Source organism: Chryseobacterium sp. HNCC26DJ238 (assembly GCF_057180465.1).
Genome location: NZ_JBXUGI010000003.1, coordinates 284,027 through 296,753 on the forward strand (window position 1 = coordinate 284,027; position 12,727 = coordinate 296,753).

Annotated in this window: 10 protein-coding genes and 1 pseudogene; 5 read left to right on the forward strand and 6 right to left on the reverse strand. The window is 38.9% G+C overall.

What is annotated here, in order from left to right:
- Positions 1–116: 116 nt before the first annotated feature.
- Both AC2A07_RS04360 and AC2A07_RS04365 read right to left on the reverse strand, forming a co-directional pair.
- Complete coding sequence (locus AC2A07_RS04360; protein ID WP_484049373.1) at positions 117–896, reverse strand: GLPGLI family protein; 780 nt, start codon at positions 894–896, stop codon at positions 117–119.
- A 25-nt stretch (positions 897–921) separates the two neighbouring features.
- Positions 922–1,224, reverse strand: coding sequence for a hypothetical protein (locus AC2A07_RS04365; protein WP_314499724.1), 303 nt, complete (start codon positions 1,222–1,224; stop codon positions 922–924).
- A gap of 383 nt (positions 1,225–1,607) precedes the next feature.
- Between AC2A07_RS04365 and AC2A07_RS04370 the strand changes: the two genes are divergently transcribed.
- The 5 genes from AC2A07_RS04370 to AC2A07_RS04390 all read left to right on the forward strand — a co-directional run bounded on the left by AC2A07_RS04370 (position 1,608) and on the right by AC2A07_RS04390 (position 5,795).
- The gene (locus AC2A07_RS04370; protein WP_484049374.1) at positions 1,608–2,060 is read left to right on the forward strand and encodes a helix-turn-helix transcriptional regulator; all 453 of its coding nucleotides are present in this window, start codon (positions 1,608–1,610) and stop codon (positions 2,058–2,060) included.
- 178 nt (positions 2,061–2,238) lie between these two features.
- Positions 2,239–2,799: a Crp/Fnr family transcriptional regulator gene (locus tag AC2A07_RS04375; protein ID WP_484049375.1), complete on the forward strand. Its 561-nt coding sequence runs from the start codon at positions 2,239–2,241 to the stop codon at positions 2,797–2,799.
- Positions 2,800–2,867: 68 nt separating this feature from the next.
- Complete coding sequence (locus tag AC2A07_RS04380; RefSeq protein ID WP_484049376.1) at positions 2,868–3,737, forward strand: NmrA family NAD(P)-binding protein; 870 nt, start codon at positions 2,868–2,870, stop codon at positions 3,735–3,737.
- 108 nt (positions 3,738–3,845) lie between these two features.
- Positions 3,846–4,604, forward strand: a complete 759-nt coding sequence (locus AC2A07_RS04385; RefSeq protein ID WP_484049377.1) for a helix-turn-helix domain-containing protein — start codon at positions 3,846–3,848, stop codon at positions 4,602–4,604.
- Positions 4,605–4,634: 30 nt separating this feature from the next.
- Positions 4,635–5,795, forward strand: a complete 1,161-nt coding sequence (locus AC2A07_RS04390) for an FAD-dependent oxidoreductase (protein WP_484049378.1) — start codon at positions 4,635–4,637, stop codon at positions 5,793–5,795.
- Between the two features lie 83 nt (positions 5,796–5,878).
- On the opposite strand, the gene AC2A07_RS04395 is transcribed toward AC2A07_RS04390, so the two are convergent.
- From AC2A07_RS04395 to AC2A07_RS04410, 4 genes and pseudogenes are all read right to left on the reverse strand, one after another.
- Positions 5,879–6,556, reverse strand: a complete 678-nt coding sequence (locus tag AC2A07_RS04395) for a YceI family protein (RefSeq protein ID WP_314499737.1) — start codon at positions 6,554–6,556, stop codon at positions 5,879–5,881.
- A gap of 184 nt (positions 6,557–6,740) precedes the next feature.
- Positions 6,741–7,547 carry a RagB/SusD family nutrient uptake outer membrane protein gene (locus tag AC2A07_RS04400; protein ID WP_484049402.1) on the reverse strand — a complete coding sequence of 269 codons (807 nt, stop codon included), beginning with the start codon at positions 7,545–7,547 and terminating at the stop codon, positions 6,741–6,743.
- A 42-nt stretch (positions 7,548–7,589) separates the two neighbouring features.
- Positions 7,590–8,250 (reverse strand): annotated as a pseudogene (locus AC2A07_RS04405) (RagB/SusD family nutrient uptake outer membrane protein); the annotation flags it as partial.
- Positions 8,251–8,260: 10 nt separating this feature from the next.
- Positions 8,261–11,194: a SusC/RagA family TonB-linked outer membrane protein gene (locus tag AC2A07_RS04410; RefSeq protein WP_484049379.1), complete on the reverse strand. Its 2,934-nt coding sequence runs from the start codon at positions 11,192–11,194 to the stop codon at positions 8,261–8,263.
- Positions 11,195–12,727 lie beyond the last annotated feature (1,533 nt).

Here is a 12,727-nt window from a genome sequence, read left to right on the forward strand (position 1 = left end):
TTATATCCTGATATTCAACTTTGAGACGGATTATTAATTTCAGGTTAAAGCCTCTAAAATATATCTGCAAAAGAGATGCACCTGATTATTGGTACATCAAATTTTTGAATTTGGTATTAATCAATATAATTATTAAAACGATTTGAATTTGCATTAACCCTTGAGGCAACGGCTGGATTAAGGGAAATACCTGTCTGATTGGTGAAAGTTCCGGAAGGATTATCCAAATAATTTCTTCTGGCCTTAGTAAAAGTTAAAAAATCTGTTTTAATTGAATCTTTAATCAAAATTATCGGTTTACTTACTTTTTTAAAACTGACCATAGAAAAAGTCATATAATTATTTGTATCATAAACTTCCAGAACTAACCCCGGCAAACCTTTAAAAACATAAGGTCCGTCAGGAATTGCAATCTTTTCGGCGAACCAGGCTGTATAATTTCTGTTTTTATACCTTCCGGTTGCTTTTCTGCATAAATAAGCTGCAACCGTTTTTGTCTCTACTTCTATTTTCCACATGACAGTATCTTCCAGGGGATAAGCAAACCTGTTTTTTAATAATTCTTTATAAACAGTCTGTTTTCCGCCATCTAAAAAAACTTCTGATTTGAAATTCACAGCAGGAACATTTCTCATGTCTAATATAACTTTTCCATCAACCGGACTTCCAAAACTTTTTTTCCCTATTGCCATAGCAACCGAATCACTTATTGCTTTTTTAGTGCTTTTAAATAAAGATCTGTTGTTGCTGATCAACAGAGAGCTATTTTCCTGCATTACATTTTCCGGTTGTAAAGTATCTGATAACATTCTAATTGAATAAATAACTTCATATTCAGAATTGAAAATGCCTGATTGAGAAAACAGAAAATTACTTACAGATATAAAAAACATCATGTAAACCCTCATTTTTTTGATTTATTTAATTACCAGCTCCACGACCTGTTCCAACTCCTGCGCCACAGGTAAACTCAGTTAACAGCTGAGCATTACGGATTTGATCCGCGACCGCCTGTTCGTAAGAATCTGTTCCTGTTCCTGATCCCCAACACATAGTATCAGAAACCATTTCGTCAGTACACCACACATACATGCCTACTGCCTGGCAATGCCCTTTCGCTGCCGCATCTTTTTCTGCAGGTACTGTCTCTTTTTTTTCTTCAGCGTTTTTCGCACTTGCCAAAACTGTTACAGTAAATGCCGCTAAAACCAATAATTTTTTCATTTTTTAAAATATTTAAGTTTGTAGTTATAAAAAGATATTATAAGTTGATCAGTCTTTTAACATCTTGCTTTTACATAGTTACTCCAAAAAAAAGATGTGAGATTACTGGTTTTCGTAAGGTAAATAAATATTTTTTTTTGTGCCTCTAAACGTGATATATTATTAAAAAAGAAATTGATCTAAACACCATTTAAATCTTTATTTAAGATGAAAAACCTGTGCCTTTTTCTTTAGACCCTGCTCTGCAAAAATGTACGTTTAGCGTTGGTAATGATAATTTTTATCAAATTCCGGCTGCATTAGGATTTTTACCTGATAATTTTTAACTTTACCCTTCGTACAGCAATTAGACTGTATCTTTACCACTCAGAAAAATAAAACACATGGAACAAAAAGTACATCAGGGGCGCAATATCAAGAGATTCAGGGAAATGCTGGGGATCAAACAGGAAGCTTTAGCGTTTGACCTGGGTGATGACTGGAACCAAAAGAAAGTATCCCTGCTCGAACATAAAGAAATCATTAACGATTCCCTGCTTCAGAAAATCTCTGAAGTCCTGAAAATCCCTGTGGAAGCTATTCAGAATTTTAATGAAGAACATGCCATGAATATTATTTCAAATACCTTCAACGAAGATTCGATCATTGGAGATGATTCAGTAATTGCAGACGATTATGATTCAATAGTTGGAGATGAATCAATAGTAGGAAATACTGCTGAAAATATAAAATGTTCATTTAACCCTATTGATAAAGTTGTTGAGTTGTATGAGCGTATCATTGCACAGCAGAAAGACATGATTGACAGGCTGGATAATATTATTAAGGATAAATAGAAATTTTATCAGCACTGGAAGATTCGGCAATTATTAAGTTATCTATCAATCCAAAATTCAGAACAGTGGATCATAAAATTAAGAGAAACTTTCGGGTTTCTCTTTTCACCTGTCTTTATATCTTTGAACAAATTTTTGAAATTGATGTTTTATTTTCGGTAGAAATTTCTATAACACCATGAATCCGCTTATCCAAAAACTAAAGGAGTATGGGAATATTACTTCCGAAATTGAATATGAACTCAACAGACTGATCAAAAGCAAGACCAGTTCAAAAGGAGATTATTTTCTGAAGCAGGGACAGATTGTCTCGAGTTTATTTATTATTGAAAAAGGGCTTGTAGGTTCCTACTATTATATTGATGACCGTGAAGTCAATTCCTGGTTTGGATTTGAGAATATTATTCTGGGAGCTATACTGCCTCTTTTTTATGATCAGCCGTCATCAGAAAATATTCAGTTTCTTGAACCGTCAGTTTATTACTATATTTCAGCTCATGATCTCAATTATCTGTATCGAAAGTACAACGAAATGAATACTATTGGAAGAAAGATGGCTGAAGAATACTGTAAAATCTTAGAAGACCGCATAAAATCACTGCAGACTGAAACTGCAGAAAAACGCTATCATACATTAATTGAAAATCAGCCCGATGCGGTCATGAGAGTCACTTTGGGACATATTGCCTCTTACCTGGGAATCACTCAGGAGACCCTCAGCAGGATACGAAAAAAGTAAAATAGTTTTGACTTTTGTCAAAAAAAGACAGGAAGATTACCTTTTTCTTTGCATCATAATACAGAATTATGATACTAATTACAGGAGCAGCAGGAAATTTAGGAACTGCAGTCATCACCCATCTTTTAAAAATTTTACCATCCAACGAAATTACCGCATTCGTCAGAAACGAAAAATCAGTAAAAGCACTGAATTTTAAAGGAGTACAGACCTGCATCGGAGATTACGCAGACAAAGATTCACTGGATCAGGCATTACAGAACATTCACAAATTACTGCTGATCACCAGCAACGGGCCAAATGCTCTTCAGGAACATATCAACGTTATTGATGCGGCCAGAAAAGCAGGGATAAAACATATTTATTATACCAGTGGTGCACTCAATAAAAATGTAAAAAAAACACAATTGGGTCCTCTCACAGATTCCTACATCACTACGGAAAATTACATTATCCAAAGCGGGTTGACGTACACTATTTTCCGGAATGCACTTTATACGGAAACGATCCCTTATTTTATTGGGTACGAAGCTGTAAAAACCGGAATCTGCTTCCCTGCAGGAAAAGGCAAAGTCCTGTTTGGATCAAGAGAGGAAATGGGTGAGGCTATTGCCCGGGTTTTAGCCTCAGAAAATCACGGCAATTTAACCTACATTCTGGGTGCAGTTCCTTCTTTTTCGTTTACTGAGATTGCGGATATTCTGACAGAAATTTCAGGAAAGGAAGTGACATACTACGACATAAATCCAAAAAAATATGAGATCAGGCTCAGAGAATATGGAGTGGCCGAGGGAGATATTGGATTTTCAACTCTGCTTGCAGCAATCATCAAAAATGATGAGTACAATATTGAGGTTTCAGATTTAGAAAAATTATTAGGAAGGAAACCGACTTCTTTAAAAGCCTATCTTACCGAAACATTTACTGAAACAGACTGATTACCGAAAAGAAATTTTCGCTTTTTAATAACCCGCAATACTATTTCATCTGTTGATTATTCAGAAATAAAAATTATATTTCAGGTCTGAATATTGATTTTAAAAAAGATGACCGATGACCTTCACTACCGAAAAGCAAAACCTGATGAATCTATTTCAGATTTTGTGGAAAGCTTCTGGATGCTCCATAATCAATCGGAAAATGATAAGCAGACCATCGGGCTGCCGGACGGACGCATCGATTTATTTCTCATACGGTCAGATACTGAATCTTTCAGAATCGTGCTTCTGGGTTTGGGTACCCACTATCATCAGGAAGGTATCATACCGGCAAAAAGCCTGAGATTTGCAGTGAGCTTCAAACCTCTTGCAGTAGAATATATCTGTCATGACCGTATTTCGGATCTTGTTGATAAAGGAAAAGTGTTACCGGATGATTTCTGGGATTTTAATCCTGACGATCTCAATGATTTTGAAAGCTTCTGTGATAAGGCAACCCAAAAAATAAAATCTCTGTGTATCAAAGAGATTGATCCGCGCAAAAAGAAATTATTTGACCTGATTTACGCTATGCACGGCTCTGTAACCATCAAAGAGCTTTCCGAAAAAGCGGGCTGGAGCAGCCGCCAGATGAACCGGTATTTTAATCAGCAGTTTGGCCTATCATTAAAATCATTTTGCAGTATCCTCCGCTTCCGGGCTTCACTGGATCATATTGCAAACGGAAAACTTTTCCCGGAGCTTGATTTTGCAGATCAGACCCACTTTATCAGGGAAATAAAAAAGTTCTCCGGTGTCGTTCCCAAAGAACTGTTTAAAAATGAAAACGACCGATTTATCCTATTATCATCATTAAGGGTATACTAATTTTGCATCATTCAAAACTATAAAACGAAGATGCAGATCAGTCATAAAAAAACAGCAATCATCGGCGGAGGTCCCGGTGGCCTTACCTTAGCCAGGCTTTTACAGATCAAAGGAGCCGATGTAAAAGTGTATGAAAGAGATTTTGATCAGCAGGCAAGGGTTCAGGGTTCACCGCTCGACATGCATGAAGAATCAGGAATGTCCGCACTGAGAAAAGCAGGTTTATCCGAAGAATTTAAAAAAAATTTCCTTCCCGGTGCAGATAAAACACTGATCGTCAATGAAAATGCAGAAATCCTTTTTAGCGATCACGACACAAATATTGAGGAAGACTTTGGGAACAGTCATTTCCGTCCTGAGATCGACCGCGGCAGATTAAGAAAAATACTGCTCGACTCCTTACATCCCGAAACCGTCGTCTGGGACAGCCATTTTATTTCAATGGAACCTGAAAACGGAGGCTGGCTTATTCATTTTAAAAACGGTATTTCGGTGTACGCAGATATCGTTATCGGTTCGGATGGTGCGAATTCCGGAATCCGTCCGTATGTAACGGATCTTAAACCTTTTTACTCGGGTGTCACCATGCTGGAGGGTAACGTCCATAACTCAGAAGAATCTGTTCCGGTCATCAGCCAGTTGATCAACGGAGGAAAAATCATGGCTTTCGGAAATGAAAAAAATATACTGATGGGACAGAAAGGCGGAGGTGATCTCGGATTTTATGCAAGTTTCAGAGTAAAAGAAAACTGGGCAGAAGAAAGCAGAATCAATTTTTCTGACCGGAAACAGGTCTTAAGCTGGTTTAAGAAAGAATATTCAGAATGGAGCCTTATCTGGGATGTGCTGTTTGAGAAAGCAGCAACTCCACTGATTCCGCGTCCCATTTACTGCATGCCTTTGGATCAGACCTGGGAAACCTCATCCAACCTTACCCTGATCGGTGATGCTGCTCACGTGATGCCCCCATTTGCCGGCGAAGGTGCAAACATGGCGATGCTTGATGCTCTTGAACTGAGTGAAAGTCTGACCTCCGTTGGTCATCTGTCAGTACAGGCAGCCATTTCACATTACGAGAAAAATATGTTGCCACGCGCTTCAGCCGCGGCAAAGGAATCACTGGAAAATGGTGAGAAAATGCATTCACCGAAGGCTCTAAACACAATGCTGGAATTTTTCAGTGCCCATTAAAGTCTTTTTTTAAAAAACAGTTATTCCTTTAAAACAAAAAACATCTGCCGGGGCAGATGTTTTTTTGATTTATGCGGTACAGATTATTTCTGAGCAGCTTTCACATCAATTCCGATCTCGATATCTTTACTGATCATCCATTCAGAAGGGTCAGCCTCAGAAGTTCCGAATTTGATTCCCCAGTCTGTACGGTTAACAGTAAACTGAGCTTTTACAGTTGCAGATTTATCAGCAACATCTACTTTAGCCGGGAAAGAAACGTTCATTGTTTTTCCTAACAAAGTCAGGTTTCCGCTTACGGTCTTGTTGGCACCTTCCACTGCATTCTGAGCACCGGCAGCAAGATCTTCCACTTTAGTGATCTTAAAATCAGCCGTTGGAAATTTTTCTACATTAAAGAAATCCTCATTTTTCAGGTGACCTTCAAGGTCTGTATATTTTTTATCTTTTTCAGTAACTGAAGCCGGATCTACTTTGATCGATTTCATATCAATGATAAATTCTCCTGAAGTCAACTGGTTTTCAGCTACTGATAATTCTCCTGAACTTACAGCCAGAGTTCCCCAACGCGGAGCAAAACCTCCTTTGTGAAAAGCTTTCCAGTTTACTTTTGAAGCAGCAGCGTCAACAGCAAAAACATCTCCCTGCTTTGCAGCAACAGCCTGCTCCTGACCCGCAGCGGTAGCTTCCGTTTTTTTATCTCCACAAGATGCAAGAAGTAAACCCATTCCTGCCAAAGCGATTACACTAATTTTCTTCATTTTTTTAAATTTAATATTATTATTAATTGAGTGTTGTGTTTATAAGATGATAAATTTACAATTTTATTTTTTCAACACTGCAAACCTCGTGAAAATTTATGACCTGAATCATTAACATAGGATAAGAAATAAGAGAAAGGGAGATATTTTTTCCTGCATTTTGTTTAATAATATACTGCTTTGCTTACAGCTCATTCTGTTCTACCAACCCCTGGGAAGCATTGATTTCCGACTGGGGGATCAGCCAGGTCCAGCGCTTATCGCCTGCGGGGACAAAATTTAGATTGTTGGTTACCGCTGAAACATGATTCGCTCCTGTCCTGTCAAGTGGCAGGTTCAGTCTTTTTAAATCCAGAAACCTGAAACCTTCTCCCCACAGTTCAAGCCTTTTGCTTGTGAGGATCTCATCAATATAATGCTGACCTGTCGTTGCAGCTCCGGAATAGGAAGGGTTTCTGTTCAGTGTCAGTTCATTAAAAACAGCCTTCGACTCTGCCTCCCTGTTGTCTCTTGCCAGCGCTTCAGCCTCTATCAGGTACATCTCAGCAGACCTCATAAAGGGTATATCTCCCAAACTGGTATTATTATCTGCCGCTCCTTCGGCATTGACAGAAATAAATTTCTGCGAGGTGTAGGGAAATCTGTTGAACGTTGAAGGTAATCCCAGTGCAGCGTGGGCACCCGTGGGATCTATCACCTGTATTCTGACATCTGTAGCAGGAAACTGAGCATACAGCAAACTGCTGACTACTTTGGGAGCCTGCCTGATCTGGGTAGAATTGTAATTTCTGGACATAAAAGCCATGAAATTCCCAAAGTAATCTGAAGTTGCTACAATCGGTTTGTAGCCCCAGATCCATTCCGGATTGGAATAGTTGTTAAAACCTGATTTATATTGTGTATGGGTCATCAGGCTGAATCCCTGTCTTGCCTCCCCTGCAAACGTTGCGGCATCTGAATAACGTCCCTGTACCAGTGCCACTCTTGCCATCAGTCCCCGTACCACGGCAGCATTGAAATGTGATTTATTAGCCCGTGCTTTACCGGTAAGCAGCGCATGAGCCTGTTCAAGGTCAGAGTTGATCTGAGCATACAGTTCTTCTACAGAAGACCGTGGAACCGGAGTAAAAGAATCATCAAGTCTCAAAGGCACTGCCGGCTGCGTATTGTCAGTGCCTGCTACATATCTTTTTCCATAGATCTGAGTAAGCATAAAATAAAGAATAAGCTCTGAATGCATACGCCTCTCCCATCACCCTGTCTTTATCTGTCTGCTCACCAGAAACATCCGGAGCCACTTTCAGAATAATATTGGCTATTCTTATCTGCCGGTAATAAAAATTGTAGGGATAAAACAGTCCACCCGAAACAGCATTAGAACTGTCCAGCCATCTCAGGGCAGAAACAAACCAATTATTACCTGTGCTTGGAAACACAAGGTCTTCTCCCATGACGTCCATATAAATCATGATTCCCGTATTCCCATTCTGCCCCTGATTGGAATTCTGCCTGTAATACATATTCCTGTGCATTCCGTTGAGTGCCACTGTCAGGTTTTCGAGATTTGAAGTTACTAAAAGTTCACTGGCAGACTCAGTAGGATCTTTTTCCAGGTAGTCACGCTCACAGGATGAAAGCATGGCTAATAAGACAAATCCTGAAATTAAAAGTGTTTTATTGTTGATAAAATTCATTTTGTTGCATTTAAAAAGTTGTACTTAGACCGAAAGTAATTATTCTGGCAGGTGAATACCTGTTGCTCACCGTACCGTTAAAGGTAGAGTAAGGCTCAAGACCCTGCCTTTTGCTGGTTACCCAAAGATTTTCTCCGCTGATAAATAATTTTAATGAACTGACACCGACGCTCCTGATGATATCACGGTAAAAATTATACCCCAACGAAGCATTCCTTAACATCAGATAACCGGCATCAATCAACCATCTTGAAGAACCCGCACCGGAAGCCACAGCTGTTACAGAATTCAGAGCCGGCACATCTGTAATCTGCCCGGGAGTGGTCCACCTATTATTGAGATCAACATGTGCAGCCCCTCCCTGAGGGTAGGCAGACATCAAAGCCGCATAGTTGGTATCGTAGATCTTTCCTCCGAACTGATAATTGAATGAGGCCGACAGTTCCCAGTTTTTAACCGTAAGAGTGGTTGAAAAATTACCGAAAAAATCAGGTATCGCAGAACCGTGATAAGCATACTCTCCTTTGTTCTGACTGGTCGTCACCAAAACTCCGTTGACCGTTCTTACATCTGATGCAGCAGTATCGGGAAATAAAGTCTGGTCCAGAACAAAGAGGGGTGATCCGTCAGCCGGGTCTACTCCATACCAGGTTCTCAGCCAGAAGGCATAAAGATCTCTGCCTGCCGTCAGCTTTTTACTCCCGTTGATCAATTCTGCCTGGGAAAGTCTTGTGATCTCATTTTTGTAAGAGGTCCCGTATGCTGATAAAGTCCATTTTAGATTTTTCTTTTTTATGATATCTGCGCTTAGGGTGATCTCATATCCTCTATTCACAAGATTCCCTACATTCCTGTCAATACTGTTCCCTGGTATCCCTGCATTGATGGGAGTCTGATAAGGAAAAAGCAATCTTTTGGTTTCGGATCTGTAATATTCAAAACTTCCCTTTACTCTTCTCTTTAATATTTCAAATTCAACAGCGACATCGGATTGCGCCTTCGTTTCCCATGTCACTGCTGGATCTCCTACTGATGTTAATAAAACTCCGGGTTCAGCACCATTATTGTACCCGAAAGAAAACTGAGTCTGATAAGCATAATTACTGTCCAGAGCGTCATTCCCTACTTCACCGTAGGATCCTCTTATTTTCAGAAAGTTCACCCATTTATTCTCTTTTAAGAAATTTTCTTTGGAGATCACCCATCCTGCACCTGCCGACCAGAAAGACTGCCATCTTACATCCGCAGCAAACCGGGAAGACGCATCCCAGCGTACAGAGCCCTCCAAAAGATATTTTTCATCATAATCATAATTGATTCTCGAAAACCAGCTCTCTTTGGTTCTTTCTCTCAGATAGGAGCTGACACTGGTATTCTCTATAAAATTTCCCAGTTCAAAAAAATCATCCAAGACCTGATTGCGTTTATATCCGGAGAGATAATCTCTTTTAAAGTCAAAATTTTCATGTCCTGCCAAAGCTGTTACTGCATGTTTACCAAACTTTTTATTGTAGGTCAGAATCTGGTTCCAGGTAAAATCTCTGGTTAAAAACACTGTTCTTCCCGCAGAACCTATGCCTAAAGCATCACCGATCAGCCTGTTTCCATACGTTTTGTTTAATATCCCTCTGAAATTATAAGCTGCATTGGTACGGAATCTCAGTTCCGGCATAAGCTTAAATTCTGCATAAACATTTGACTGCATGGTATATGCATTCGTTCTGTTATTATTCAGAAGGGTTTCCCAGACAATGTTGCGTCCTACAGCACCATCAGGACCTCTGAGTGCGCCGTCATCGTATAAAACATTTCCGTTGGGATCATATAATCTTGCACCGGTTACCGGATCATGCTGATAAGGACTGTAAATCGGCCCCATACGCCTTGTCCATGAGTAAGGATTTGAATAAGAAGCATTATTGTTTGCTCCGTTGACAGCGAGCCCCGTGGCTGTTACGCTTCCATTCAGGCTTGTTCCTGCTTTAAACCAGTCTCTGATCTGTGAATCTGCATTGATTCTTAAATTAATACGCTCAAAATCCGACTTTGTGATGTACCCGTCTTCTTTCGTATAACCCAGTGAACTGAATAAAGTATTTCTTTCATTTCCTCCTGAAAAACTGATGCTGTGGTCCTGTCTCAAACCAACACCGATTAAAGGCTTTGCCCAGTCGAAATCGTTGTAACGTAGCTGCGCATCAGGATTAAGAATACCGTCAACAACGAGCTGATTATCGGGAACATTAAAAACATTTGTTCTTACATTTCCCGAAATCAGATTATTGGTCGCCCAAAGATTGGCGGCAGCAGCAGTCTGATTCGGAAAACTCGTTCTTCTCCCGTTACGCATTGCTTCCCAGGCAAGGACATAATAATCTGCAGCACCTACCCGATCATATTCTTTGATAAACCTGGAAACAATACCCGTATTAGAATTAAGCGTAAACCGGGACGAATTTTTTTTCCCTCTTTTTGTGGTAACCATGATAACCCCATTGGCAGCACTTGAACCATAGAGTGCCGTTGATGAGGCATCTTTCAAAACATTCAGGCTCTCAATATCATTTGGATTTAAAGCATTGAGATTACCGGGAAAAGGCACTCCATCAACGATTAACAGTGGCTCATTTGAAACAAGATAAGAACCCGTTCCCCTGATCCTGATAGATGCACCATCGCCCGGCTGTCCTGTACCTGCAGCAATCTGGATACCTGCTCCGGCACCATCCAGTGCCTGCAATACGTTTGAAATGGGACGGTTCTCAATCTTTTTGGAGTCTACCTGGATATTCGATCCGGTTACCGTACCTTTTTTCTGGGTACCATATGCAACAATGACGACTTCATCAATGTCTTTTGTTTTTGTTGAATCGATCTGCGCCTTTACAGCCTGCCCTGTAAAAAAAGCCACTGCAGCAGATAAAACTTTCAATTTCCCATTCATATTTAACAGATTTTAATATTATTTACCTGTAAATATGTTGTTTATCTAAGTTCTATTAAAGTAATCACATTAGATGCCTTAAATTGTGTTAAAATGATAAATAAACGATAATTTTTATTCCTGATTTATTTTAAAGCTATTTTGTTTATGCTTTTGATTTTGTTAGTAATAAGTAAATATATTTGAATCTAAAATATGCTAAAAAAATAGAAATCTGAAATTTGAGAATTCTTTACTCTTTTCATTTCTGGTTCTGTGATAAAACTTTGCGTTTAGAAAATTCAATTATGCAATTTCATGATAAGCCAGGATTTTCTGGGTTTAGATTCCTCCGGAAATCGAAGATTCGATGAAATCAATGACAAACTGAGCGCTGAGAGTTGATTCTGTTTACTATTTTAATTGATTCGCTATTTTCAAACGCAAAGTTTTATTTAAATAACGCATCATTAAAGGAGTAAAGAAAGGAATCAATAAAATTGATTCTTATAAAGCTAGCTTCATCAGCGGCTGCGCCGCCACTCTTTGCTCCTTAAAACTAAGCAGCTTGCATAATAAAACTTTGCGTTAAGAAAATTTAATTCTGCAATTTCATTACAAGCCAGGATTTTCCGGGTTTAGATTCCTCCGAAAATCGAAGATTCGATGAAATCAAAGACAAACTGTGCGCTGAGAGTTGAGTATGTTTACTATTTTAGTTGATTCTGTTATTTTCCAACGCAAAGTTTATTTAAATACTGCATCATTAAAGGAGCAAAGAAAGGGAATCAATAAAATTGATTCTTATAAAGCTCGCTTCATCAGCGGCTACGCCGCCCCTCTTTGCTCCTTAAAACTAAGCAGCTTGCATAATAAAACTTTGCGTTAAGAAAATTTAATTCTGCAGTTTCATTACAAGCCAGGATTTTCCGGGTTTAGATTCCTCCGGAAATCGAAGATTCGATGAAATCAATGACAAACTGAGAGCTGAGAGTTGAGTCTGTTTAGTGAATACTTGAAAGTAAATTACAGGTATTGATTCAATAATTCCAACAGTCCCTCTGTCTTTCATATGACTGAAAGTTAAGCGACATTTTAAAATCCGTCAGTTCGAGTAGAATTCTGAAAGAATTTGTATCGAGAACCAGTGAACTTAAAACAAAATTTGTCTTTAAAACAAAACTTATCGATACGGTTTTTTCAAAACCTACCCGAATGAACGGTTAGAATCCTTATATTTCATTGATAAGTTTACGCCTTTGTTTATCTTAAAAGCGTAAAGTTGTTGAAAAAAACTTGGTCTAGCTTTGCGTTAATCTTGAATAATTAAAGAAGCCAAGAAAGGAATCAATGAAATTGATTCTTATAAAGCTAGCTTCATCAGCGGCTACGCCGCCACTCTTTGCTCCTTAAAACTAAGCAGCTTGAATGATAAAACTTTGCGTTTAGAAAATTTAATTGTGCATTTCATTACAAGCCAGGATTTTCTGGGTTTAGATTCCTCCGGAATGACAAACTGAGCGCTGAGAGTTGAGTCTGTTTACTATTTTAATT